Raw genomic sequence first — 26,633 nt, 5'->3', positions numbered from 1 at the left:
CCCCATAGGTATATTTTCGTTCAAAAAAATTTACTTCTCTATATTCCCTTGCCACTCTACCATACCTGGAATGACATTTTTCACATTTAAATAACCTTTCTCATTCAACATTTGGCAAGCTATATCACTGCGATTACCAGTTCGGCAAATAACATAAATTTGCTTCGTCTGATCTAACACTGCGCTGTCTAATTCACCTAATGGCACCGAAATGGCAGATGGAATATGGCCAAAAGTAAATTCCGCTGCTTCGCGAACATCTAATACAATGCTCTCTTCCCCATGAGACAATATAGACTGTAATTCTGCATTCGTAATTGTATGTGGATATTTCACAGCTTCATTCACTTCATGCTCGTTTGCTTTCCTAACATAATGCACCAATACATCCCCCTCGTGTTTCGTCCCGATATATTGATGTCCTACTTTACTCGCCCAACTTTTTATATCTACCGTAGATCCTTTATCTGTTGCCTTAACTTCAATCACCTGCCCTGGTGTTAACCCTTCTATCGCCTTCTTCGTTTTCACAATAGGCATCGGACAAGCCAAACCTTTACAATCTAAACTCATATCCACTTTTATACTCATAATCGATTCCTCCACAATTCACATACATATACCTGTATGGGTATATTAAAATGTTTTTGAAAATCTGTCAACACTTACGTTTGACAGATTATCGGCTTTTTACAAGTAATTGAACAGCTTCTTTAATTAACTCTTCATTTGAACCATTACCACTTTCAAACTGTTCACGCAAACATTGCTCTAAATTCGTTCCAACAACGAGTCCAATTGTACGATCAAGTGCAGAACGAGATGCCGTTAACTGTGTAATAACCTCTCGGCAATCTTTTCCTTCTTCCATCATACGAAGCACACCACGAACTTGACCTTCAATACGTTTCAATCTATTTTTCATATCTTGATTGTATTCCACTATAGACCACCTCCGTAATTGTAACTATATTATACATTACTTTATAACTTTGTATAATATCATATACCCTTCAGGGTATATTGTAAAGTTTTTAATCTTTAGACTGAAATTTATACTTACTTCACAATTTTTCTAAATTATATAAAAATAGGCCGAATCAACCATATGATTGGTTTCGGCCTATTTTTATTAATTTACGTTAATCATTATTAATTTAGCTACATTTCTATCATTAATCACAATCTCTTTTTTCTCATTATTCGGCAATAAAATTATATACTTTCCTTTTCTAGGAATCTTCCAAATCAATTTTCCTTCTTGATTAGTTTTCCCTATCGAAATCACGATTTCTTTACTAGGCTGAGGGGTAATTCATCTTTTATAAGCATAATTTCAAAGTCTTTTATCTGTTGTTTCTCTTTATTTTGAACATAGAAAGTTATAGGATTAACAACTTTACTAACATTCTCTTCGTTATTTACTATATAACTAGACATCATGATTATGACCAATATACAATACAAAATCCAAATAGAATTACTATATTTATTCAGGCCATTTTTTAATATTATTAAACACATCGTCTGTTATCCGATTTCCAAAATTCATATTTTTATTTCCTCTTGTATGAATGGCTATTATTTTGATACCGGTATCGAAATACTGATATACAGGTGATCCACTTTGCCCCTCATAAGTATCAATCTTGTATGTTAACATTCTAGGAGAAACTCCCTCAATTGGACCATAGTCTCTCCACATTGTGTAACGTTCATTTCCTATTTTATCAGCGGGATATCCAGGAATCGCCGCAAGTAAACCTTTTGGTGATTCTACATAGGTAGTTCTATATCCCAACCAGCCAATATAATCTCCTGGAGACCCATTTAATTTAATCGTTCCATAATCATAATCTGAATTTTCATTATCAGTCCATCCACTTACTGAATAGAGTTTTGTCCAACTATAAGGTAAATACGGTGCTTGGTTTCCATTTCTACCAGGGGTCACAATAACATTTGTCGCCCATCCACCAATTTCTTTATTGTAAATACAATGTCCAGCTGTAAGCACTGTATCTTTACTAACTAGTGCTCCTGTACACCCATAAACTTCTCCACTATTTTACTGAGTCGCAACATGGACTATAGCGCTATACGGATATGAATTTGTATCATTAACCCGTATTCGATCATCGCTTCCTATAACAGAATAGGTAAGAATATTAGGTGAATAATTTAACGTACTATTTTCCAAATATGCTCCCCAATCTTCCCCACCATGTTTTCGCCCTTCAAATGAGGGCGAAACAAGATCTTCTCCCCTTCGATCATTACTATACAATGATTGTTCTTGAAACAGTTCACGTTCTCCCTCATTTGAGACCGATGTCCACGGTACATCTTCTGCATACACCTTCTGATGCACCAAAAATACTATGCAAAAAAATATAAAAAGAACACCAAAACGATAAAGAGCCAACCTGCATCTTATAGAAATAAAGCTATCCAACATAACTTACCTCCTATACAAGTGATAGCAAACAATTGAGGATCCCTTTATAAATTCTAGTTTTTCTTTTTTTAGAAGTCAATGTAATTAACAATGATAATCATTGTTAATTACATTGACTTAATAAACTCAAACAATTATTTATATTCTTTACTCTGCTTTCAAAAATCTGTCTTATTAAAGCTTCACTTTATTACATAAGCCCGTAACCTTCTTCACAATCAGCTCCGCAGTATTTTTCTCCGGTGGCATCAATAAATTCGTAACAGGCCCATATACAACAGGATTTAATTCTACTTCATATCCACCATATGTAAACTCTTCCCTTGTCGGTAAATAACCAATATATCCATTCGTATATCCACCAAGAAAGGCTATTTCATTTTGAAGACTCTCTTTCACTTCTAACGCGGTTTCTGAAAAAGGTTCCATCGGTATACCAAAGAACATTCCATCATTAACTTGAAACAGTTGAACTTCTAAATCAATACGTAACTGCCGAATACCTTGCTTATATTTCTCTAAAACGATAGTAAGCCACTCGTCCGTGTTCACACCCCACTGCTTCTCCGCCAATTGAGCCATGCTTCGTATCTCATTCATTTCAGGAATATCTTTCAACTTCATTTGCATCATACTCGAAACTGTTCTTAAATTTACAATTGGGCTATATGTAACTATTGGCAATATTGTTAATACATGTCCACTAAGTGTGTAAGCCATTTGCTTTACTGCTTCCCTTGAACCGCGATACTTCGCATTTACATTACCAGCAGCTCCTTGCACAATAATAACAGGGCAATTTACGATTTTCTCAAGAATCTCCCTCGTCATTCCAGGATAATCCGCTGATAATACATCGCTATCACCTTTTAAAACATTCGGATGCGCAGTACAAAATACAATAATCCCAGATAGCTCCTTCGTTTCAGCATTTCTTATTGCTAACATGCCAATTCGCTTATCTACAACACCCTCTATATTTGTTCCCATCTTTGCTCTTCCATCAGATGTTCTCTCTCTTCGGTTTATCCCAATATCACCTGTCGTAACACTCCAGCCAACTTCACATAGCCCCAAGTTATTATTTGCAGTAACAGCACCGTGCACTACATTATTTACTAAACTCGTTTTATACGACTTTACTAAAGCTTGCTCACCAACAGTTTCCGGACCAGAATGTGTATGTGTATAAACAACTGTTATTCGCTCAAATGGCACATGAAGCCTGCTAGCTACGCGCTCACGAATAATATTCGTATCTTCTACTAACATCCCAATATTATCAATGCTTATAAACACAGTTTTCATTTCATCTTTTTCAAATACAAAAACTGTCCCATAAATATGCTCTTCAATATTATTTATTCCTGTCTCTCTATGGTATCCAACAAAATCAATACCGACAGGCGGCGTAATATCTACCTTGCATACCCCTATTTTGCTCATTTGAATCGCTCCATTTCTCTATATAACTCCCTTTCTTCAAGAATAGCATATTTAACTTTGCCCCAAATAAAAAAGAACGGACATAGCATTCTATGTCCATTCTTTTCATCACACATACTTCCGATGCACCATCTTCCCATCATAAGAAAACACAACGCCCTTACTTTCCACAATCGACTCCATATGCACCGTTCTTCCCCATAACTGATGAATGTATGGCAGTACTTTTTCTAAGTATTTTAAATCGAGCTCAATTCCTTCGTAACTATGTTTAATGTACAACTCTCCGTTCTTTAAGTAGTCACCATCTTCTACTACTAAGTACGGGAAGCCACCATTTGTACGCATATTTACGAGCTGATCACGTACATGTTCCCACTCTTTATCTATTACCTTATATTCTTTTCCTTGGCGTTGGAATAAGTACATATCTTCTCTCATTACGAGATCTTTGTTTAAGTAGTTCCTTAAGAATGATACATCCCATTCGATTTCGCGTACTTCAAAGATTTTGTCACGGCCAGATCCTGGTTTTACACCGCGTCGTTTCATTTCTTCTGTCGGGTTATTGTAGCGCTCCTCTATATCTTCAAACATTTTAATACCTAGGTAGTATGGGTTAATACTTGTTTTTGATGGTTGAACTACACCTGCATTAAGCTTTGCGAATTCAATCGCTTCAGAAGATGTTAAGTCCATTTCACGGAGTATGCGTTGATGCCAGTATGATGCCCAGCCTTCATTCATAATTTTTGTTTCAAGCTGCGGCCAGAAATATAGCATTTCCTCACGCATCATCGTTAATATATCTCGCTGCCAATCTTCTAGCTCACGGCTATATTCTTCAATGAAGAGGAGTAAATCTTTCTCTGGTTGCGGCGGAATTTTCTTCTTTTTATGCATATTAGGTCGTTCTCTCTTTTTGTTTCGATCATCTAAATTCCATAAGTCATCGTACTGTGATATCTTTTTCTTTTCTACATCCTCTTCTAAATCTTCAATACTCCACGCAAGTTTTGGACGCATAATCGATGGGTCAATATGCTCTTGAATGGCAAGTACGGCATCTAAAAATGTTTCTACCTCTGCTTTTCCGTACTTATGCTCATACGCTTTCACACGGTCCGCTGTTGCCGCCATACTTTCTACCATATCTCGCTTCGTATTTGAAAAACGAATATTATTTTTGAAGAAGTCACAGTGTGCTAAAACGTGCGCTACAATTAATTTGTTTTGAATTAAAGAGTTCGTATCTAATAAAAAGGCGTAACATGGATCAGAGTTAATAACGAGTTCGTATATTTTACTAAGACCTAAATCGTATTGTAATTTCATTCTGAAAAACTGTTTTCCAAAACTCCAATGTGAAAACCGCGTTGGCATCCCATATGCACCAAATGTATAAATAATTTCCGCTGGACATATTTCATAACGCATCGGATAAAAATCAAGCCCAAATCCCGTCGCAATTTCCGTAATTTCCGCAATCGCATATTGCAGTGCTTTATCGTCACTTGCTCTCATTATTTTCCCTCCTTACACTTTCCCTTAAGAAAGTGTATGATGAAAAACAAGCTTTCATGAGGATTGATTGCATAATAAAAAGACACCCCCGCAAAAACGAGAATGTCTCATCTATTAACCTTCAATAATCTCCATCTTCTCCGTAATCGGAGTACGAGCTTTTCCTTCTGGCGCTTTATCGAAATAGCCGATATGAAGAATTCCAACGATACGTTGTCCTCTTGTTAAACCGATTCCTTCTATAAATAATGGATTGTAGTTCAATCCGCCTGATTTCCAAACGCAACCTAATCCGCGTTCCCAAGCAAGAAGCTGGAAGTTTTGCATAAATGCACATGTTGCAGCGTAATCTTCGTCACGCTGAATTTGACGCGGATCTTCATTTATATATACAACGATTTGTGCAGGCGTGCTTAAGAAACGATCTGATAAAATTTTACCGCGCTTTGCTCTTTCTTCTTCTGTGAAAGAGTTTAATACTGCATCTACTAATTTCTTGCGGCCTTCTCCAATGTATAATTTACAATTCCATGGTTCACGATATTTATGATTCGGTGCCCACGTTGCGTCGTTTAATAGTTCAATTAATAACTCTTTATCTACCGCTTTGTCTGTAAATGTACGAACAGAGCGCCTTTCTTTAATCACATTAGCGATGGAAGTATATGTAGTCATATTTATCTCTCCCTTATTTTTATCTATATGTATAAGTTTATTGTTGGCATTGATATTGATTTTCAATTTCGATTATACCTTAGTTTTTTACTATTAATCAATGTTTTATGTTGGAAAACTTCTAAAAACGTCATTTCATACTGTGAATAAAAAAACTTAACTTGTTCACAAGTATTTCACATTTTATGGAAATGATATGTGTACAGTTTTCTACATTATCCATCTAGGAGGAGTTTACATGTACAAAAAAATCGCAGTAAGTATGACTATGGCAGCATTATTATGCGGGATATCCACCTTCCCTACGTCCGCTGCCACGCCAAAAGAAGTAACAATGCATCATCATAAACCAATTTCAGAAGAAGAAATGCAATCGCTAGAAAAACTTGGCTATAACAAACATGAAATTTGGAGAGCTGCTCACATTGCAAGAATCAGTAAACAAGAAATAAAAGATGTTTTATCTTACTATAAGCAAAATAAATCTTGGGAGAAAACAGCCGAGCATTTCGGTGTAGATCCAAGTAAGCTGAAAAAGCATCATATGAATAAAGAAACAAAGCAAGCACTGCTACAACAGTTAGCAACTATGCAAAAATCCACACCGGATCAGCTAAAGCAAAAAATGAAAGAATATAACATCAAATTGCGTCATCTTACTGTGTTAACAATCATCTCTCAAAAAAGCAATACCCCTCTTGATGATGTATTAAAAATGAAAAAAGATGGAATGGACATTAAACAAATTGCCGAAAAATTAAATGTAAAAAGAGAAGATATACGAGCGGAAATGATGAAATTAGTGAAGTCTATTAAAGAACAAAAAACAAATTAAAATGCTAAAAAGGAAGAGCCATTCACCACTCTTCCTTTTCTTTATGAACTTTCAATTTTTAAGTATAAATTCCCGTCTTTCCCAAAAACTAACACAAGTAAATGATGTAAGTTAGGGGTGAGAAAATGTTCGGTTTATCATCTAAGAAATCAAAAAAGACTAATACAAAAACACTTTGTTCTATCCCAGAATTTATACAAACCATGAAAGAATCAAGCGATTTTGTTTCTTATAACGTACTTGAAGATGAAACGTTATGCTTGTTTTATTATAAATCTGTCGTGGAAGCACTTATTATTAAACAATTTATTTTAACTCCTCTAAAAAAAGAATCGGAACAAATTCAAAATATCTCTGATTTATGTAATATCGTCTCTATTGAAGATATTATTACCTCCCCTTCTATTGATGATATTCGTGAGAAATTATTAGGTGGATATATTTTAATACGCTTAAAAAACAATTCGAATCCCGATCAATATGCTTTAATTCGTGCTGAAAGTACTGTTTTAGGAACACGATTATATAACGATACAGAAAATGAGTATAGCGTAATCGGGCCTAAAATCGGTTTTGTTGAAAACCTTGATACAAATATACACTTATTACGCCGAAATATTGTAACGGAGCAACTCATTTTTAAAGAAGTTACCGTCGGATCTATATCAAAAACGAAAGTAGCAGTTGCTTATATAGAAGGAGTTACAAATGAACAATTTATCAACACCGCAATACAACGGCTAGAAGACATTGACTTTGATGTCCCATTTGATTCAACTATGATTGAGCAATTTATTAGTGATAATAGCAATTCACCTTTTCCTGTTCTATTACCTACAGAACGATTAGATCGAGCTGTATTTGCGTTAATTAACGGGGAAGTTTTGATTTTAACAGATGGCTCTCCATATGCTTTATCAGGACCAACAACGTTACTGGATTTTTTCATTTCACCAGAAGATTATTATTTACCGTGGATGATTGGATCGTTCTTTCGTATTATTCGTTTTTTTGGGGCTATATTTTCTCTTTTTTCCTCCGCTATTTATACAGCGGCTTTAACATATCATTATCAAATGATTCCTGCCGATTTACTAGGTCCTATTATTTTCTCGAGAGCTAACGTACCTTTCCCTCCTATTCTAGAAGCACTCTTTTTAGAAATTACAATCGAATTGCTTCGTGAAGCAGGAGCACGTTTACCAACGAAAGTCGGACAAACGATTGGGATTGTTGGGGGGATTGTAATTGGCCAAGCATCCGTGGAGGCGGCTTTGACAAGTACAATTTTATTAATTGCAGTCGCTTTATCCGCTCTTGCATCTTTCACAACACCAACCGTAAAGATGTCTTCTACTATCCGGTTATTACGCTTTCCACTTATTCTTTTAGCCGGTGCATTCGGAGGATTAGGCCTTATTGTCGGATTTGTATTCATTTTAGCTCATTTAATTAAATTAAAATCACTTGGATCACCTTATTTATTACCTTTATATCCATTTCGTGGTTTAGGTACAGCAGAAGGTTTTCTTCGATTACCATTTAGTCAAACGGCTCAAAGACCTTCTTTTCTTAGACCAAAATCAAAATGGCGCTATAATCCAAACAAAGCGAAGCAAAAACGTGATGGTGAGAATGAATGAAAAAAATTTTATTGCACCTTATCATTATCTTCTTCATTTTACAAACTGGCTGTACACAAACCTATATAGTGGATACACAGCGTATTATTCATATTGCTGGATTTGACATCACAAAAAACAAAAGATTCCAAGGAACTATCTTATTCCCTGAATACACACATGGTGTAAAGTCTAAGCCAGAGACGCAATCAACATCTGCTCGTTCCCTTGAAACAATCGCTTCACGATTAAATGCGAAATCTCCTCACAATGTCGTTGTAGGTCAAATGCGTGTCGTCCTATTTGGAAAAACGCTAGGAGAACGCGGAATGGGAGAAATTATTACTAACTTACAACGTGACCCAAATATCGGGCGTGATGTACAACTAGCAATTGTAGATGGATCGGCTGAAGAGCTTTTAAATTACGGAAAAAAAAATGGGTCTTTATATATTGCCGATTTACTCGAGCAAAATATACGAAATGAGAACATTCCACAAACCACATTAAACATTTTTTTATATAATTATTACTCTTCTGTATGTGATGCCTATGTTCCTTATATTAAAATGGACGATAATCATTCTATCGCTGTCAAAGGACTTGCCTTTTTAAAAGGCGATAAAGTAGTCATGTATACAGATAAAAGACATTCTGTTTTAGCAAAATTACTTATTAATCCTACGAAAAATGGACGTTACGAAGCAGCAATAAAAAAAGATAAGCATAAAGGTATGGTTGTTATACAAAACTTAGCTGGAGAAAACAAGTATGATATAGATCAAACTGGCGACATACCAAAAGTAAAAATCCATTTAAAATTAAATGGATTAATTAAAAACTCCCCCAATTGGATTGATTTAAGAAAAAAAACAAATATCAACTATATAAGAAAACAAATTGAACGAAATGTTGAAAAAGACTGCGAAGATTTAATAAAACAATTTCAAGAAAAGGAAATTGATCCTTTAGGAATACGAGATGAAATTAGAAGCCATACGAGAAAATGGAATATAAAACAAATTCGAAATATGTATAAAAATGTAGCAGTAGATATAAATTTAGATCTTAATATTGTACAATCTGGAATCGGTGAATAGTGAGGTGAAATGAGCAATGAATACAATGAATACATCAAAAACTGTCTCTCCATATTTTGCATTTATTTTATTGCATTCTCTCCAGATTGGTATAGGAATTCTCGGATATCAACGTGTAATTTTAAAAAACGCTGGTTATGATGCCTGGATTTCTCTTATTATTGCGGGAATTGCAACTCATATTGTACTGGTTTGTATGTTAAAAATGCTTGAAAAAGACGGAGATTTAATTAGCATTCATACAACAACCTTTGGAAAATGGATTGGCTCTATATTTTCTGTAATTTTCACTCTTTATTGCTTATTATTTTGCCTTACTGTTCTTCGTACATATATGGAAGTGATACAAGTTTGGATTTTCCCTACCATTAAGTTATGGAAACTTACCCTTATGTTTTTATTAGTCACTTACTACATTATAAAAGGCGGCTTCCGCTCTGTGACAGGGATATGCTTTTGGGGTATTGTGCTTCCTATTTTCGTGATATTTTTTTTAATTTATCCAATGAAGTATGCACATTTCCGTAATATTTTACCTATTTTTACGCATTCACCTTTTGACATGCTTATATCTGCAAAGCACTCCGCATTGGAATTTCTGGGGTTTGAAACAATTCTTATCTTTTATCCCTTTATTGAAAAAGGAAAATCTTTAAAACGATGGGCCCATGCTGGAATTGCTTTTAGCACCTTAATTTATGTAGTTTTAGCTATCGTATCCTTTATGTATTATAGTGAGGGTCAATTAAACCGTACTATTTGGCCTACTTTAACAATGTTAAAAATAATTAAAGTTCCTTTTATTCAGCGTTTTGAATATATTATTATTTTCGTTTGGTTTTTAATTATTTTACCAAACCTTTGCTTAACCATTTGGTCATCATGTCAAACGATGAAGCGTTCCTTTCATATTTCATTTAAATTTACATTACCGTTTTTTATTTTCATCATATTTTCAGCTTCTCTGCTTTTCACAAACCGTGAAAGTATCAATACATTAAATACCGTACTATCTCAAGCGGGTTTATATATTGTATACGCTTATATCCCAATTTTATTTCTATTTCATTCGCTAAGATGGCGTTTCAAAAATCAGTCGAAAAAATCTTCACCCGACACTCCATAATCTCTGATACAATTTGATTAATACATTTGTAAAGGGGACAAGCGAATGAAAAAGTATGTATTTTCTTTACTTGCAGTACTAAGCTTAATTCTTGCTGGATGCGGAAGTACTGGTACAAATGACCAAAAATCTTCTGAATCAAAAAAAGAAGAACATGACCATGCATCCCACACTCAACAAGCTGACATTCAAGAGAAAACAAAAGGAGTCGACACACTTCCGACCTTCCTAGATAAGCTTGATCCACAAATGAAAGATATTTACACCGTCGCTGGGCAAAATGCAGAGCTATTAGATTGGATTCCATGCTATTGTGGTTGCGGTGAAAGTGTAGGACATAAAAATAATAAAAACTGCTTTATTCGTGAAATTAAAAAGAATGGTGAAGTTGTTTGGGATTCCCACGCAACGACTTGCGTCAATTGCCTAGAAATCGCAGTTGAATCTGCTTCCATGAAACAAAAAGGAAAATCAACGCTTGAAATTCGTAACTATATCGATAATAAATACAAAGAAGGCTATGGCAAACCAACACCTACGCCAATGCCAAAAGCTTAAAAAACGAGGGAATTCCTCGTTTTTTCTTTTCATTCTCTTTTTTTCTTAACAAATTCTTTCAAGTGTATTTCTCCTTACTTATCACACACTATATATAACTCTCGGTAAGGAGGGTACACAGTGCAAACATATAACGACTATGATAAAGCTCTCTATTACACGTATTGCTGTAATTGGGATAAATTACTCGTTCTCATGGTTCAAACGAACGATCAATTATTTTCTAAGCGTATTGAGCATTTTTTACACGCTTATCAATACAGCAAAGAACTACCAGAAGTTGATAAACAACTGCAGCTCCTATTTCAATATATTGACCATGCATCCCAAAAGTCGCATGTAGAAGAAGTAGAGCAAATTCAAATGTAAAATATAGCGCTATTCTCTTTAGGAGAATGGCGCTTTTTTAAAATATTAATACCAATAAAAGTTTCCTCTTATAAAACTTTTATTGATAAACATATTTTTTCTTTCTTTTCTATACCACTTCATACTATAATTTAGTATGTAACTATTATAAGAGAGGTATAAAATATGGGACGAGAAAAAAAGCAAGAATATGCTTTACTTACCGCATGGGGAGCTTCTTTTATCGCTACACTAGGAAGTCTGTACTTTTCCGAAATCATGAAATTTGAGCCTTGTGTCCTTTGTTGGTATCAACGCATTTTTATGTATCCATTCGTTTTATGGCTTGGTATTGCTGTAGCAAAGAAAGACTATCGCATCGCAAGTTATTCTTTACCAATCGCAACTATTGGCGCTTGTATTTCTTTATATCACTATGCAATTCAAAAAGTCGCAGCATTTTCAGCAGCTGGGGCAGCTTGTGGACGTGTACCATGTACGGGAGAATACATAAACTGGTTCGGCTTTGTGACAATCCCGTTTTTAGCACTTATCGGCTTTATTACAATCGCTGTTTGTAGCTTTATTGTCATCAAAAACAAATAAGGAGATGAAAGAATGAAAAAAATGCTTATATTTGGTGGTATTATTATCGCCTTGTTCGTGGCAATTTTTGCAGTAACACAAATGGAAGAAAAAAATGCTACTAGCCAAAAAATTGATAATCCTACTGAAAGTAAGACAAACGGTTCTGACTACTACACAAATAAAATCTCTCTTTCAGATCTTCAAAAGAACTTAAAAGAGAAAAAAGAAGAAACAGTATACTTTTATCAAACATCTTGCGTTCATTGCCAAAAATTATCTCCTGTCGTAGTGCCGATGGCTAAAGACTTGAACGTTGATATGAAAGTTATGGATATTGAAAAATTAGATGATCCTTGGGATGAATATAAAATTCAAGGTACACCAACAATCATTCATTTTAAAGATGGCAAAGAAGTAAGCCGTATTAGCGGTGAACAGCCAAAAGACAAATTAAAAGAATGGCTTGAGCAAACGAAAAAGTAACGAGAAAAGGAAACTCCTTCTACACATGAAATGGGCGTAAAATCCCACACTAATGTATAAGGAGGGGGTTTTATGCCAGAAGTAAGATGTTCTGTTTCCAACTGTTCTTTTTGGGGACAAGGTAACTTTTGTCAAGCAAGTGCGATCGTCGTTCAGCCTGATGCAGATGAAACTGGTCAAACTGAAAATGATTCATATACAGCTGCTGTTTTAACAAACGAGACGCTAGAAAGTTCTGTAGCAACGAGTGTAGAGACTTGTTGTCATACATTTAAGCCTAAATATTAAACATAAAAAGCATACGATTCATCGTATGCTTTTTTACATCCCTCTCCAAAAATCATGCATAATAAAAAAATATAAAATAACGAGAACGGCCGTCCCGCATAGGGTAATGCGCCGATATATACTCTTCTCTCCTTCCCTCGCTTTCACAAACGCCCAAATAAATCCGAAGAATAATATTAAATCAACATATGGAACATAAAAAGAAAAGACGAGAAACGCATATAAATACACGATAAATAAACAGGTCGTTACTAAGAAAACTTTAAACGCAAATTCACTTTTCATAATATAACCGCCCCCTATCTGTACTGTATTATATTCAGCAAAATACAATAGTTGCAGTTAAACTCCAAGTATAAATAAGCTACCGTCTGTAATACGGTAGCCATTACGGAACATTGTATTTCCGTTTATATATATTACTTAAGATCGAAGAAGGAATTTGCTCGTAACGAATTTTCTCTCCTGTTTCATCTATAATATACGAATTGTTTCCTATATAATATATTCCATCTTTTCGCTTTGAGTACACTGGATATCTTTCGTTCGGCAATACCGTTTTCACTTTCGTTAACTGTCCATTTGGTTCTTGCCAATATATATCTGCGCGGTCTACTAACGTAAGTACTCCAATTTGTTCTTCTTCTATTTTTCGTCCATTCCAGCTCACAACGCGATAACCAAGCTTATTCGCTTCATATTCGGGGCTCGTATGAAAACGAGAAATGATTACTTTTGTTTGTAATTGTACTCGGTCATATAACCATTGTATATCCCTGTCATGCATGCGAATACAGCCATTTGATTCCCTACTTCCAATCGTCCATTCCCGATTTGTCCCGTGAATCGCATATTCATTCTTATCTAGCCCAAGCCATCTCGTACCAAGAGGGTTATTCGGTGCACCCCCAGCTATTTTTTTTCGATGGTATTCTTTATTTTTAAATTTAGTTATAATACAAAAATTACCTTCAGGCGTAGGTGTACGATCTCTTCCAGTCGTTACTGGAAATGTTTTTGTGTAATTTCCATTCTCAAAAAAAGACAACTGGTTTGTGGTAAGATTCACTAATATTAAATGATCTGTATCAGCAAAAGCACTAACCGGTAGGAAGAAAAATAATAGTAAAACGAAACATACCCTTTTCACCTATATCCCCCCTAGCGCTCACCATAATAATTGTAATTAGCTTTACTTTGCTCTTATAAATGAAAACTATCCATTTACAATAACGCCCCCATTTACATGTATCATTTGTCCCGTAACATAAGAAGAATCACCAGACGCTAAATATACATATGCCGGCGCTAACTCATATGGTTGACCAGGCCTTTGCATCGGGACATTGCTCCCAAACTGAGAGACTTTCTTCTCATCAAAGCTCGATGGAATAAGCGGTGTCCAAATCGGTCCCGGCGCAACACCATTTACACGAATTCCTTTTTGTACTAATGATTGAGAAAGTGATCTTGTAAACGCTACGATTGCTCCTTTCGTTGCGGAATAATCAATTAACGTTTCATTCCCTTCATATGCAACGATAGATGCCGTATTTATAATGACATCTCCTTTCTTCAAATGAGAAAGTGCGGCTTTCGCAACGTGAAAATAAGAAAAAATATTAATACGAAAAGTCTTTTCTAGCTGTTCTGCTGTAATATACTCTAGTCCTTGCTGCGGATATTGCTGCGCGACATTATTTACTAAAACCTGTAAACTACCTAGCTGCTGGACGGTCTCTTCTACAATATCTTTACAATGCTGTTCATCACTTAAATCACCTGGCAACAATACACACTTTACTCCTTCTTTTTCAACACGTTGTTTCGTCTCATTTGCATCTTCTTCCTCATCTAAATAAGCAATCGCAATATTTGCTCCCTCTTTCGCAAAAGCGATGGAAACAGCTCGTCCAATCCCACTATCTCCCCCTGTAATTAATACATTCTTTCCTTTTAACTTTTCGCTACCTTTATAATTCGAATCTTCAAACTGCGGAAGTGGATTCATTAATGATTCAATACCAGGCTGTTTATTTTGATGTTGCGCTGGCATTGTTACAAAGTTTTTTTGCTGTGGCATAGCTTCTTTCAACTCCTTTTTCTTATAATGTGCATAATAAAAACTGAAATTCAAACATCAAGTTACGATTAATATTCGAATTTAAGACACAAAATATGAATTGTTGTAAACTTTTTATACAAAACTATTGCAAAATAGTTAAAAAACGAATATTATATATAACTGTTGTGAAAATTATTCGTAAACAGAAAGGATGTTTATATGTTTAACCTTTCAAAACATAAAACTTCTATTAAAACTGAAATTATGGCAGGTATTATTACCTTCTTAACAATGGCATATATCATTGTCGTAAACCCAGTCATCCTTGGGGATGCAGGTGTTCCATTTGAACAAGCATTTACAGCAACAATTATCGCTGCTGTTGTCGGAACATTATTTATGGCGATCTTTACAAACTTACCAATCGCAATCGCGCCAGGTATGGGATTAAATGCTTACTTCTCTTACTCTGTTGTAAAAGCTCATGAAGGCATGACTTTCGCAATTGCATTCTCTGCTGTATTCGTAGCAGGTATGATTTTAATTTTGCTATCATTTACATCTTTCCGTACAAAATTAATGGAAGCAATTCCTGAAAACTTAAAACATGCAATTACTGCTGGTATCGGGCTATTTATCGCCTTTATCGGTTTACGTTTAACAGGTATCGTTACAAAAAATGATGCAAACTTAGTTGGACTTGGTGATCTTCACTCTGCTCCAGTTCTACTAGCATTAGCTGGACTTGGAATTACTATTATCCTTATGTCTTTAAATGTAAATGGCGCACTATTTATCGGTATGCTATTAACTGGTATTATCGCTTTCTTCACAGGACAATTAACATTCTCAAACGGTGTTACATCAATGCCTGGATTACCAGAAGGAATTATCGTTTCAAATCCAATTACTGCTGTATCTGACGTAATTAACTACGGATTATACGGCGTTGTATTCTCATTCTTCCTTGTTACATTATTCGATACAACAGGTACATTACTTGGCGTTGCTCAACAAGGTGGATTTATGAAAGATGGAAAGCTTCCAAAAGCTGGACGAGCTCTTCTATCTGACTCATTCTCAGCAACAATCGGTTCTATGTTCGGAACAACACCATCAACAGCGTACATTGAATCATCTGCTGGTGTTGCAGCTGGTGGTCGTACTGGTTTAACAACTGTTACAGTAGCTGTTTTATTCGCACTAGCAGCATTCTTCGGACCATTAGTAAGTGCCGTTTCTGGTGTATCAGCTATTACTGCACCATCATTAATTATCGTTGGTAGTCTTATGATGGGATCAGTTCGCCACATCGATTGGGACGCATTTGATGAAGCATTCCCAGCATTCTTAGTAATCTTAAGCATGCCACTTACATCAAGTATCGCAACAGGTATCGCTCTTGGATTTATTTCATACCCACTTATGAAAGTGGCAAAAGGTAAATTCCGTGCTGTTCACCCACTTGTGTATGTATTTGGAATTTTGTTTGCTTATCAATTAATTTTCTTACCACATTAAAATCCCTCATAAAGAGGGATTTTTTATTTATAAAAGAAAAGTAGAGCATCGAAATGAACTGCACCCCAATTGTTAGACACAGTCTAACAATTGGAGGTGCAGTTTTTCTATGGCTAAATTTACAGCTGATGAAAAAATACAAATCGTTCTACGTTATTTGAACGGAAATGAAAGTTATCGAGAAATGGGTAGATCGCTCGGTATAAGTGACACAATCATTTTGAATTGGGTAAACCAATATAAACAGAATGGTCTGGAAGCTTTTCTAAAACGATGTACAAATTACACACAACAATTTAAACTAGACGTACTAAACTTTATGATTGAAAACGGTATGTCCTTATTTGAGACGGCAGCTATCTTTAATATTCCTGCCCCTTCAACGATTTCTGTTTGGAAAAAACAGCTCGAAACACAAGGAATTGATGCCCTTCAATCTAAGAAAAAGGGGCGTCCATCCATGAAAAAAGATTCAAATAAACAATTAAAACAACATTTAGCTGAAGGGTCAGTCGAAGCACTTGAAGCACGCATTAAACAGCTTGAGATGGAAAATGAGTACTTAAAAAAGTTAAATGCCTTAGTTCAAAACAAGGAAAAATCACAAAACAAGACAAAGCGCAAGTAGTCTATGAATTAAGGCATAAATATTCGGTGAAGGCACTCGTGGAGCTAGCTACTATTCCTCGAAGCACGTATTATGATTTAGTAAAGAAAATGAATCGTCCAGATGTAGATGCCGATTTGAAAGCTGAGATTAAAGCGATTTATGAGGAAAATGAAGGTCGTTATGGTTACCGTCGCATTCGTGATGAATTAACGAATCGTGGCCAGAAAGTGAACCACAAGAAGGTTCAGCGCATTATGAAAGAGCTTGGGTTAAAGTGTGTTGTGCGTATGAAGAAATATAAATCCTATAAAGGAAAAGTCGGTAGAATTGCACCTAATATTTTAGAGCGTAATTTTCATACAGATGCACCGAATCAAAAGTGGGTAACAGACATCACAGAGTTTAAATTGTTTGGAGAAAAACTGTATGTATCACCTGTATTAGATTTGTATAATGGTGAAATTATTACCTATACAATTGGTTCTAGACCGACGTATTCGCTTGTTTCAGACATGTTAGAGAAAGCATTGGAACGTTTACCTGAAACGCACCAGCTACTGATGCATTCGGATCAAGGATGGCATTATCAAATGAGACAATACGTCCGTACACTAGAATCAAGAGCTATCGTCCAGAGTATGTCTCGAAAAGGCAACTGTTACGACAACGCAGTAATAGAAAATTTCTTTGGGATTATGAAATCGGAGTTCCTCTACATAAAAGAATTTGAAAATGTAGAGCACTTTAAAATAGAATTAGAAAAATATATAGATTATTATAATACGAAACGGATTAAGGCAAAATTAAAAATGAGCCCGGTACAATACCGGACTCACTTTTATCAAGCTGCCTAATCAAATAACCGTGTCTAACTTTTAGGGGTCACTTCAAAATTAGATGCTCTACTTTTCTTTTGTTACTTTTAACACTTCTCATTTACTTGTAATTCTTTACTGTACTTTTGAATGAACACTGACGAAATAACCATTACCATCCCTACACTTAACCCAATAAGCTGATCTAGTAGCATTTCATCATGAATGAACCAGCGCAGTAAAAATACACCACTAAAAATAAGCAACATAGCAAATCCAGTATGTCTAAGACCTTTATATACATTTTCCATATGTATCACCTCTTCACATACTTTTATCCATATTATACTATACATCCATCAAGCAAACGTATTGTCCTCTGGCAGCATGCAGCTACCTTTTGATCGTGTGTTACAACTAGCACCGTTTTCCCTTGTTTATGAATCTCTTTTAAGATGCTCATAATTTTCTTTCCGTTTTCTTGATCAAGAGCACCCGTTGGTTCATCAGCGAGGATAATTTTAGTATCTTGTGCTAAAGCCCTTGCTATTGCTGTTCTTTGCTGTTCTCCACCTGATAACTCGTAAGGATATTTGTTAATATGCCTCTCAATCCCTACCATTTTCAGCATTTCTTTTGAAATTTGCATACGTTTCTTATGAGAAATTCTTCTATATACAAGCGGAAGCATTACATTTTCAACAACTGTATAATCATCTAATAGCGAAAAGTTCTGAAACACAAATCCCACTTCCGTATTTCTATACTTATGATAGTTTGCCTTTAATGTACTTGTATCCACTCCATCTAAAAAATACTTTCCAGTAAAGGGGCTATCAATTAAGCCAATAATGTTAAGAAGAGTAGATTTCCCTGAACCAGAGGGGCCCATAATAGCTATCATTTCGCCTTGTTCTATTGTAAGATTAATATCTTTTAAAGCACTAAAATTACTATGTCCAAAGCACTTCGCTACATTCTCAAGCCTAATCATCTATAACACCTCTTTCATATATATTTTTTTATTTTTAATACAGTGAAATAAATGATTGCATATATAATGAAGATCATTATAATTGATAAAGCACCTATAACAACCAATGATTCTATAGAGACTTTTAACGTTCCAAAGAAAGATACTATACTATTTTCTAACCCTTTCTGAATTTCAATTACTCCGCTATTCTCCCATTGAAAATACATTATTCCTAAACATATCGATAAAACGAATAGCAACATATACTCAATAATAAATGGAAGACATATTTGAAAAGTGCTTGCACCTAACGCTGATTTAATAGAAATATTTTTATACTCCATATAAAGTGCTGCCATTGATGTTAATACGATAGATAGAAATGAAAAAAATAAGACTGTACCGCTTAATAATAAGGGGTATGACATATTATCAATACCTTGTTTTTCATTTTCTAACAATTTATTCGGATTTGTAACATAATACGAATAACCCTTACCTTCTGTTACCTTTAATACTTTCTTTTGAAATTCATTTATATTTATCTTTTCATTTGTTTCTATAATTAACCCATTGTATAAAAGTTCTGCACTATAGAACTCTATTTCTTCTGTTCCAATTGGTAAAATCGCCATGTCATCTAATAATGTAATACGATTATCCGATATTTCACCGCTTCGAGGATATGTGAATGGTGAATTTTTTTCTAAAAAGCCAATTACTTTTAGCTTCATTTTTCCAGATGGTATAACATCACCAATAGATACCTTACCTATATAATTAGCACCTAATATAACAGGTCTAATATCAAATACTGATTTATGAAATTCCAATTCCTCAAAATATCTTCCTTGTGAAATTCGTATATGAAAGTACTTATTAATATCTTTATCAACAATAAGAGTCTTTATCGTTCCATTTTCTTCTTTTAAACTAAGTGAATAGTTACGGAACAAATAATTTGTTTTATTTGTTATTGGTATCGTATTAGATAACCCTTGCATGAAATGTTGATAATCATTTTTCGCTTTTTCTTCGCTAAACAATGTTATATCTTGCGTCGCATAAAGTTCATAGAAATTTTTATGAGTCGATAAATTATTTGCTATCGTCATCATTTTTCGATATCCGGAAAGATTACTAACAAATTCTATTGCTGAAGAAAATGCAATAATTAAAGAAATTACTATAATCAAACTTGGTAACAACCGTTTTTTCACAGACCGTATAGAATCAAATATAAAAAACATGAAGACCTCCTACGTTCTTAAATGTTTTCCGGGATATATATTTATAATGTGCTTGATTGGAATTACAGTAACACAAATTGTAAGAAGAATTATAAAAACAACATTGCATATCAATACATATAGTGTTAACGGTTTTACTAAGTATGTCTGAAAATAAGTATGAATTGTTCCCGAAAACATTTCTAACGTAATAAAAACTAAGAACATCGCTACTAGAGAAATAAACAAAATTTGAATATATAGTTCGCAATAAATAGATATATTAGAAGCACCTACTGCTTTTTTTAATGAAATCTCTTTTTCTTTTTTATAAATCCAAAATAAAACCGCAGAAATGCCAGAAACAATTGCAACAAGAATGAATTTATAGTAATACTTATTTGCTGGATCTACATGTGTCACATCTAGTTCCTGAAGATTTCGTTCATTCAGTATTTGAACATCTCCCGAAAGCACTTCTTTACTCCTACCCATAAACTTTTTTATTTCGTTATGAATAGATGATGTAGGATTAACAACTGTTAATTGTAATTGTTTACTCGCGATAATACCTTTTTTAGATATAGTAGGTAAGTTTTGAAGTGGAACGTATATGCCTGCTACACCGACGTCACTGTCCTTTCTTGATATAGTTCCTATTTTTTTATATGTATCATCAAATTCATATAACTCCTCTACATTCGTTTGATCGCCAACAACCATATCGTTTACATTTTCACGATGAAAATATTGTCCTTCAGAAATATATGGCTTCCAATAATAATCATCTTTTAAGTTCACAGCTATGATCTTTGTTGCCCCTGAACTATTCAATGCTTTTAAATTTTCTACGTAAATATCACTTTTCACAAAAGTATCTTGTATGAGGGGAATTATCGTTTCCAATTCGGTTTCATTCGCTATCGGAACAGTTAACGTTTGATTCTTTTCTGGAAAACCAATTTGAAAGGCAGCTATAAAATTTCGTTTAGACTCTGTTAAAAGCGCGGCTACTGATATAGAAAGAAAAGAAATAAAAAATGACATAAGAAGAATTAAGAAAAACAGTTTATTACTTTTTATATTTTTAAAAGCTAGGTACATGTCTGTGCTCCTTTTAAATAAGAAGGAGATGATGAACATCCCCTTCTCCTTATCCAAATATTTATAAAAACAACTGTTTAATATTTTTTACCACTGTAATCGTAAGTTACCATTACTATCAAAAGTACCTTTGTGTGTATCTTCTTGATAGTCATTATTCTCATTCGCATAGTGCTCCGAGTATAGTCCTTTTGCACCAAAGGCGTTATATGCACCATTACTCACAGTTGCGTTTAATGCTCTTCCAGATTCATGGGATCCTAATTTGTCTGAAGCGCTTTCAATATATGAATTATTTCCATTTGATTTAATAAAAGAAATTGCTACTGAACAACGAGATGCATTTTGATTCGTAGTAGTTTGAGCTCTGTAAGATAGTAGGTTACCGCTTTTGTGACCGCTTAGAGTTGGATAGAATGCACTTGTTGAGATTGATGTTGCTAATAATACTAAAGTCGTAATTGAAAAAACTTTTCCTTTCATTAACAAGCACCTCATAAATTTAATAGTTTAGTAGCGCTACATCATCATAATATCCTTCAAATAAATTCTCCTCAATAAGAAACCTCGATGTTTTACAAACTCTTTAAACACTTAAACATTCATACATTTTTAAAAAGTAACGTATAAGTAGCAATATAAAAAGACTGCAGAGAAATTCTTCTCCGCAGCCTAATCATTATTTTTGTAAAAACGACTGTAAATCTGCAAACTGTCTCTTTGCATCTTCATAGCCTTGCTCGTATAAATTTTGTAGTTTTGCTGTATCTTTTTCCATACGATCTACTTGAAGCGGCACTTCTGGGCGAATAACAAATAAATTACCCGCTTGCTCTTCTTTTTCAATGTAGTGAAGCGTTTCATTATACACTTCATAACGATTCAGCATCGTGTTAACAAGGTTCGGATATTTTTTATACGCTTTCGCTGCAATCCATCCAAACTTTGATTTTTTCTTCGCGTAACCGTGATTTCTCGTTAAAATAACGACTAATTTTTTAAATCCATCTTCTTGCGCTTTACGAACTGGAATCGGATCAGAAATTCCTCCATCTAATAACTGCTTACCACGGTAATTTACTACAGGTGCAATGAAAGGTAATGAACTAGATGCTTGTAATAAATTTAGTGCATCATCATTTGTCCCCTCTTTTTCAAAATAAACAGACTGTCCTGTTTCACAATCTGTTGTGCCTACAAGGAAACGCTCTGGACTATTAAAGTATGTTTCAAAATCAAACGGTACATGCTTTTCTGGAATCTCATGAAAAATGAACTCCATATCAAATAATTGGCGTTTTCTCCATAAGTTTTTATACGATAAATATTGCGGGTGTGATGCATAATCAATATTTACTGTTTTATTTCTATTTCTTTGTCTGGAAAGATACGACGCTGCATGACAAGCACCAGCTGATACACCGATTACATATGAAAAATATAAATCTTGTTCCATAAAATATTCTAATATCCCGCCCGTATATACACCACGCATACCGCCGCCTTCTAATACTAACCCCGTATTTTCAAGCATGTTACTCTCTCCTCTATATATATTGACTCTTTAATTATTCACCATGTTAAGTATCTTTTTCTATTATATATGAGTTCTTTCAGAAATTATATTCAAAAGACTTGAGAAAAAGGAGTTTTTTCTTCCAATTATATTTCCAAATGATCTGAGACATCCTTTATAAACCTTTGAATAAAGTCTTGCTCTGCTTTCGTATAACCATCTAAAAGTAACAGCCACTTTTCTTCAGCTTGCTTATGCAATTTTTCATGAGCTATATATATTTCATTCCCACTTTCCGTTAAGCGGAAGAAGATTTCTTTTTGATTATCTAACATTTGCATCTTCTCAACGAATTGCTTTTGAAACAACTTTGTACAAATTTTAGAGATCGCTCCCTTCGTCATGCCCATTTCTATCGTGATTGCCGTTACATTCATCAAACCATTTTTTCCGATACATTCGATTACATGTAACTCAGATAAAGACATACTACTTACACCTGTCTCATAAAAAAACTTCTCGTTTTGTCGTTTTAAATGTTCTTCTTTTTTATGCAAAAGTGTACGAATGTCCGACAGTATTTCCATTTGCTTCGTTGTATGCTTCAATCCGTTCGCCTCCCAAGTTTCCAAAGAAACAATTTAACTATATACCATTTTAAAATTATTTTTTCATCTTTACAAGTGAGAAAATCATGTTAAAATAAATTTAGTTTCCAAGGAAACTAAAATACAAGGAGGTTAACAAGATGAAAAAATCTAAACTAACTTTCATTTTATATGTTGTCTGTATTAGTGCCTTACTCGGTTCCTTCGCTCAAAATATTTACACACCTATCTTACCGATGATTCAAAATTCTTTTCACACTTCTCTTTATCTTGTAAATGTAACAGTTTCACTTTTCACATTCGTTCTTGCAATTATGCAGCTCGTATATGGACCTTTAATTGATACAAAAGGGAGAAAATCTGTCCTTATCCCTAGTTTAGTCATTAGTACAATTGGTTCAATCGGATGTGCTTTTTCGGCAAACATTTATTTATTTCTCTTTTTTAGAGCTGTTCAAGCTATAGGAATAGCGGCTATACCTGTAGTTTCAGCAACGATTATCGGCGATTTATTTGAAGGAAAAGAACGCGGAGAAGCGATGAGCCTGTATCAAATGTTACTTGCTCTCGCACCTGCAATGGCTCCACTCATAGGTGGTTATCTTGGCAGTATACATGGTCACTTATCTGTATTTCTCTTTTTATCTACACTTGGCATTATCTTATTAATTATAAACATTTCACTACTTCCAGAAACAAAGCCAAATGTAATTAAGCGGTCTAAAGAACAAAAGAATTACTCTCTTATCTTAAAAAATAAAACTGGATTTTCTATTACTCTTATTGGCTTCATTCAATTTTGTATTTACTTTTGCTTTCTCGTTTTTTTACCGAGCATTTTAGCAAATTCATTTCATTTAGCTGCAAATGCAATTGGTCTTATGTTTGTACCAATGTCTCTTTCTATCATGCTAGGAAGTTATTGCTACAAGCTTTTGCAAAAACGCCTCACAACAAAGCAAGCTTTATTCATCACTAGTTTCTTCAATATTATATGTGTCACTTTATTCTCTTTCACATATAGCATCAATATCTCATTCATCATTATCGTTACATCTTTATACGGTTTTAGTATGGGACTTTCTATGCCAACTCACACTACTTTATTAACGGAGGAATTCGTACAAGAACGCGCAACAGCCATCGGTATGTATAACTTCATACGCTATCTCGGTATGGGCACAGGGCCACTTGTAGGTGGATTTCTTGTATTTAATCAAAATTACTTTTGGATTTTCTTCCTAGGTGCAATTACATTTCTATTTATCATTTTATGCGCAATGAAAATGCTACGTTTTCAGGCTGTACAAAAAGCAAAATAGAGACCTATAGATGGTCTCTATTCTAAACTCTTTGATCTGCAACGATATGAATATCAATATACTTCGTTTCTCTCATAATTTCATTTACAATTGAACCTTTTCGAATTTCTTCCCACCTTGTTCTTGCTGATTGTCCGAGTAAAATTTGCGTTACTTGTAGTCTTTTCGCAACTTCAATAATAACATCCGCTGGCTTTCTTCCTTTTGCCTCTTCTAAAACAAAACTCGCATCAAATTGATTCGTTAACGACTTCCACTCTTCAATCGTCTGCTTTTTCCCAGCTGAAATAGAATCTATATTTTCCCTCTCAACGTTTAATACGTACAATTCAGCATTTAACCGATCAGCCATGCGCCATCCCCGTCGTATTAATTTCTCCGCTGTCGAACTGTATTGTACACAAACAAGAATTTTTTCTTTTACACCAATCGGTTCTATTACTGTTTGGCTAATTTTCTCGTCCATATCATCTGCCACTTCCCGAAGTGATAATTCTCTTAGTGCCCCTAAATTATTAAGCGTAAAGAAATTTTGTAAGCTTTGCTCTATTTTTTCTTCCTTATATATCTTTCCATCTATTAACCTCTTCCTTAATACTTCCGGCGTTGCATCAACGAGCTGAATTTCATTTGCTTTTTGTAAAATAAAATCTGGAATACGTTCTCGCACTTTAACATTCGTAATTTGAGCAACAATGTCATGAACACTTTCTAAATGTTGAATATTAAAAGCTGATAAGACGGATATACCGGCATCTAGCAATTCCTGTACATCCATATAACGTTTCTTATTTTTAGATCCAGGAATATTGCTATGCGCAAGTTCATCCACAACAACGACTTGCGGTGCACGTTTTATAATTCCTTCCACATCGAGTTCATAAAATACTTTCCCTTTATACTCTATTTCTTTTAAAGGAACTTTTTCTAAATCAGCAATTGCTTCTTCCGTCTCTTTTCTACCGTGCGTTTCAATTAAACCAATTACAATATCCGTACCATCCTTTTTCATTTCTCTTGCATCAAAGAGCATTTTATAACTTTTTCCTACTCCTGGAGCCGCTCCTACATATAACTTTAACTTCCCGCGGTTTTGCTGACGAATATATTCTAAATACTCTTCTGGTGTTCGCCTTTGAAAAGTTGGTTTATAGTCATCCGCATACAAAACACTCACAACCTTTCTTTCGAAACAACGCTACCTCAATCCGTTAGATTGAGGTAGCGTTGTTTCTATTTCAGTAGTTTCTGCAATTCTAAATTTAACTTTAAAACGTTTACGCGGTTCTCTCCAAATAAGCCAAGTGCAGCACCTTCTGTTTGATCTTTAATCAACTGATTTAGCGTTTCTTTCGTAATATTCGTTAATTTAGAGATACGATCCACCTGCACAGAAGCTGCCTGCGGACTAATATCAGGATCTAGCCCTGAACCTGAATTCGTCACTAGATCAATCGGCACTTCTGTTACCGGAACAGCCCGATTTTGTTTCTTCCACTCTTCAATACTTTTCTCTACTCGTTTCTCTAAATCTGGATTAGATGGTGCATAGTTATTTGAACCAGATGCTTCAGCCTTATATTCAATACTAGAAACACGCCCTTGAAAATAACGTGGATCCGTGAAGTTTTGACCAATTAATTTAGAACCAATCACTTCATTTTTATCATTATATATTAGACTTCCATCCGCATTATCCTTCATCACTGCTTGTGCAATACCAGTAACAATAAGTGGGTATACAAGTCCACACAACACTAGAAATGTAAAAGTAATACGGATAATTGGTGATAGTATACTTTGTTTCTTCTCCATC

28 protein-coding genes and 3 pseudogenes are annotated in these 26,633 nt (G+C 34.6%); 12 read left to right on the top strand and 19 right to left on the bottom strand.

The window, feature by feature from the left end:
- Positions 1-30 precede the first annotated feature (30 nt).
- From NZ044_RS04260 to NZ044_RS04230, 7 genes and pseudogenes are all read right to left on the bottom strand, one after another.
- Entirely contained in the window at positions 31-591 is a 561-nt protein-coding gene (locus tag NZ044_RS04260; RefSeq protein WP_000023976.1) for a sulfurtransferase TusA family protein, read from the bottom strand.
- A gap of 88 nt (positions 592-679) precedes the next feature.
- The gene (locus NZ044_RS04255; protein WP_000456206.1) at positions 680-943 is read right to left on the bottom strand and encodes a metal-sensitive transcriptional regulator; all 264 of its coding nucleotides are present in this window, start codon (positions 941-943) and stop codon (positions 680-682) included.
- 189 nt (positions 944-1,132) lie between these two features.
- A pseudogene (locus NZ044_RS04250) lies at positions 1,133-1,524 on the bottom strand (DUF2606 family protein).
- Positions 1,490-2,458: pseudogene (locus NZ044_RS04245) on the bottom strand (trypsin-like serine peptidase). Before NZ044_RS04245 ends, NZ044_RS04250 begins: the two co-directional pseudogenes overlap by 35 nt.
- 174 nt (positions 2,459-2,632) lie before the next feature.
- Positions 2,633-3,904: a neutral/alkaline non-lysosomal ceramidase N-terminal domain-containing protein gene (locus NZ044_RS04240; RefSeq protein ID WP_000034541.1), complete on the bottom strand. Its 1,272-nt coding sequence runs from the start codon at positions 3,902-3,904 to the stop codon at positions 2,633-2,635.
- A 108-nt stretch (positions 3,905-4,012) separates the two neighbouring features.
- The gene (spoVR, locus tag NZ044_RS04235; RefSeq protein ID WP_001202690.1) at positions 4,013-5,428 is read right to left on the bottom strand and encodes a stage V sporulation protein SpoVR; all 1,416 of its coding nucleotides are present in this window, start codon (positions 5,426-5,428) and stop codon (positions 4,013-4,015) included.
- Between the two features lie 114 nt (positions 5,429-5,542).
- Positions 5,543-6,103: a nitroreductase family protein gene (locus tag NZ044_RS04230; RefSeq protein WP_000214814.1), complete on the bottom strand. Its 561-nt coding sequence runs from the start codon at positions 6,101-6,103 to the stop codon at positions 5,543-5,545.
- A gap of 238 nt (positions 6,104-6,341) precedes the next feature.
- On the opposite strand from NZ044_RS04230, the gene NZ044_RS04225 reads away from it, so the two are divergent.
- The 9 genes from NZ044_RS04225 to NZ044_RS04185 all read left to right on the top strand — a co-directional run bounded on the left by NZ044_RS04225 (position 6,342) and on the right by NZ044_RS04185 (position 13,051).
- Positions 6,342-6,938, top strand: coding sequence for a hypothetical protein (locus NZ044_RS04225; RefSeq protein ID WP_000276984.1), 597 nt, complete (start codon positions 6,342-6,344; stop codon positions 6,936-6,938).
- 125 nt (positions 6,939-7,063) lie between these two features.
- The gene (locus NZ044_RS04220) at positions 7,064-8,581 is read left to right on the top strand and encodes a spore germination protein (RefSeq protein ID WP_000467500.1); all 1,518 of its coding nucleotides are present in this window, start codon (positions 7,064-7,066) and stop codon (positions 8,579-8,581) included.
- Entirely contained in the window at positions 8,578-9,660 is a 1,083-nt protein-coding gene (locus NZ044_RS04215; RefSeq protein WP_000722242.1) for a Ger(x)C family spore germination protein, read from the top strand. The genes NZ044_RS04220 and NZ044_RS04215 overlap by 4 nt, the downstream gene beginning before the upstream one ends.
- A gap of 16 nt (positions 9,661-9,676) precedes the next feature.
- Positions 9,677-10,786, top strand: coding sequence for a GerAB/ArcD/ProY family transporter (locus tag NZ044_RS04210; protein ID WP_001095145.1), 1,110 nt, complete (start codon positions 9,677-9,679; stop codon positions 10,784-10,786).
- Positions 10,787-10,831: 45 nt separating this feature from the next.
- On the top strand, positions 10,832-11,344 hold the full coding sequence (locus tag NZ044_RS04205; protein WP_000761026.1) for a PCYCGC domain-containing protein: 513 nt from the start codon (positions 10,832-10,834) through the stop codon (positions 11,342-11,344).
- 120 nt (positions 11,345-11,464) lie between these two features.
- A complete protein-coding gene (locus NZ044_RS04200; RefSeq protein WP_001195459.1) occupies positions 11,465-11,713 on the top strand; it encodes a YhdB family protein in 249 nt (82 codons plus the stop codon).
- Positions 11,714-11,878: 165 nt separating this feature from the next.
- Positions 11,879-12,298, top strand: a complete 420-nt coding sequence (locus tag NZ044_RS04195) for a disulfide formation protein C (RefSeq protein ID WP_000532265.1) — start codon at positions 11,879-11,881, stop codon at positions 12,296-12,298.
- Positions 12,299-12,310: 12 nt separating this feature from the next.
- Complete coding sequence (locus tag NZ044_RS04190) at positions 12,311-12,763, top strand: thioredoxin family protein (protein WP_118961782.1); 453 nt, start codon at positions 12,311-12,313, stop codon at positions 12,761-12,763.
- Positions 12,764-12,835: 72 nt separating this feature from the next.
- Positions 12,836-13,051 carry a DUF1540 domain-containing protein gene (locus NZ044_RS04185; protein WP_001115488.1) on the top strand — a complete coding sequence of 72 codons (216 nt, stop codon included), beginning with the start codon at positions 12,836-12,838 and terminating at the stop codon, positions 13,049-13,051.
- A 33-nt stretch (positions 13,052-13,084) separates the two neighbouring features.
- On the opposite strand, the gene NZ044_RS04180 is transcribed toward NZ044_RS04185, so the two are convergent.
- The 3 genes from NZ044_RS04180 to NZ044_RS04170 all read right to left on the bottom strand — a co-directional run bounded on the left by NZ044_RS04180 (position 13,085) and on the right by NZ044_RS04170 (position 15,134).
- Complete coding sequence (locus NZ044_RS04180) at positions 13,085-13,336, bottom strand: hypothetical protein (RefSeq protein WP_000834195.1); 252 nt, start codon at positions 13,334-13,336, stop codon at positions 13,085-13,087.
- 103 nt (positions 13,337-13,439) lie between these two features.
- Complete coding sequence (locus NZ044_RS04175; protein ID WP_000831959.1) at positions 13,440-14,201, bottom strand: L,D-transpeptidase; 762 nt, start codon at positions 14,199-14,201, stop codon at positions 13,440-13,442.
- Between the two features lie 66 nt (positions 14,202-14,267).
- Positions 14,268-15,134 carry an SDR family oxidoreductase gene (locus NZ044_RS04170; protein ID WP_001136290.1) on the bottom strand — a complete coding sequence of 289 codons (867 nt, stop codon included), beginning with the start codon at positions 15,132-15,134 and terminating at the stop codon, positions 14,268-14,270.
- Positions 15,135-15,335: 201 nt separating this feature from the next.
- Here NZ044_RS04170 and NZ044_RS04165 point away from each other — a divergent pair, with 201 nt between their 5' ends.
- Together NZ044_RS04165 and NZ044_RS04160 are read left to right on the top strand one after the other, a co-directional pair.
- Complete coding sequence (locus NZ044_RS04165; protein WP_000482710.1) at positions 15,336-16,637, top strand: NCS2 family permease; 1,302 nt, start codon at positions 15,336-15,338, stop codon at positions 16,635-16,637.
- Positions 16,638-16,746: 109 nt separating this feature from the next.
- A protein-coding gene (locus NZ044_RS04160) for an IS3 family transposase (RefSeq protein ID WP_085959122.1) occupies positions 16,747-18,101 on the top strand; the annotation gives its coding sequence in 2 pieces (ribosomal slippage) (positions 16,747-17,200 and positions 17,200-18,101; 1,356 coding nt in all).
- Positions 18,102-18,169: 68 nt separating this feature from the next.
- On the opposite strand, the gene NZ044_RS04155 is transcribed toward NZ044_RS04160, so the two are convergent.
- From NZ044_RS04155 to NZ044_RS04125, 7 genes and pseudogenes are all read right to left on the bottom strand, one after another.
- Positions 18,170-18,373 (bottom strand): hypothetical protein, encoded by a 204-nt coding sequence (locus NZ044_RS04155; protein ID WP_044783318.1) that lies wholly within the window; start codon positions 18,371-18,373, stop codon positions 18,170-18,172.
- 32 nt (positions 18,374-18,405) lie between these two features.
- The gene (locus NZ044_RS04150) at positions 18,406-19,056 is read right to left on the bottom strand and encodes an ABC transporter ATP-binding protein (RefSeq protein WP_340949571.1); all 651 of its coding nucleotides are present in this window, start codon (positions 19,054-19,056) and stop codon (positions 18,406-18,408) included.
- Positions 19,057-20,288, bottom strand: a pseudogene (locus tag NZ044_RS04145) (ABC transporter permease).
- Positions 20,289-20,297: 9 nt separating this feature from the next.
- The gene (locus tag NZ044_RS04140) at positions 20,298-21,371 is read right to left on the bottom strand and encodes an ABC transporter permease (protein WP_000280233.1); all 1,074 of its coding nucleotides are present in this window, start codon (positions 21,369-21,371) and stop codon (positions 20,298-20,300) included.
- Between the two features lie 87 nt (positions 21,372-21,458).
- Complete coding sequence (locus NZ044_RS04135; RefSeq protein ID WP_000676983.1) at positions 21,459-21,854, bottom strand: hypothetical protein; 396 nt, start codon at positions 21,852-21,854, stop codon at positions 21,459-21,461.
- Positions 21,855-22,050: 196 nt separating this feature from the next.
- A complete protein-coding gene (locus NZ044_RS04130) occupies positions 22,051-22,905 on the bottom strand; it encodes a patatin-like phospholipase family protein (RefSeq protein WP_098505633.1) in 855 nt (284 codons plus the stop codon).
- A 128-nt stretch (positions 22,906-23,033) separates the two neighbouring features.
- A complete protein-coding gene (locus tag NZ044_RS04125; RefSeq protein WP_000683325.1) occupies positions 23,034-23,495 on the bottom strand; it encodes a MarR family transcriptional regulator in 462 nt (153 codons plus the stop codon).
- A 140-nt stretch (positions 23,496-23,635) separates the two neighbouring features.
- Between NZ044_RS04125 and NZ044_RS04120 the strand changes: the two genes are divergently transcribed.
- On the top strand, positions 23,636-24,817 hold the full coding sequence (locus NZ044_RS04120) for an MFS transporter (RefSeq protein WP_000748724.1): 1,182 nt from the start codon (positions 23,636-23,638) through the stop codon (positions 24,815-24,817).
- A gap of 22 nt (positions 24,818-24,839) precedes the next feature.
- Here the strand turns inward: NZ044_RS04120 and kdpDN are convergent, their stop codons facing one another.
- Positions 24,840-25,994, bottom strand: a complete 1,155-nt coding sequence (gene kdpDN, locus NZ044_RS04115) for a KdpD-like non-kinase potassium sensor (protein ID WP_074790778.1) — start codon at positions 25,992-25,994, stop codon at positions 24,840-24,842.
- 56 nt (positions 25,995-26,050) lie between these two features.
- Positions 26,051-26,632, bottom strand: a complete 582-nt coding sequence (gene kdpC / locus NZ044_RS04110; RefSeq protein ID WP_000412611.1) for a K(+)-transporting ATPase subunit C — start codon at positions 26,630-26,632, stop codon at positions 26,051-26,053.
- Position 26,633 lies beyond the last annotated feature (1 nt).

The sequence above is a fragment of the Bacillus sp. FSL K6-1338 genome (assembly GCF_038006965.1).
Lineage (GTDB): Bacteria > Bacillota > Bacilli > Bacillales > Bacillaceae_G > Bacillus_A > Bacillus_A thuringiensis_S.
Note: the sequence above shows the minus strand (reverse complement) of the source record. Positions and strands in the feature narration are given on the sequence as shown.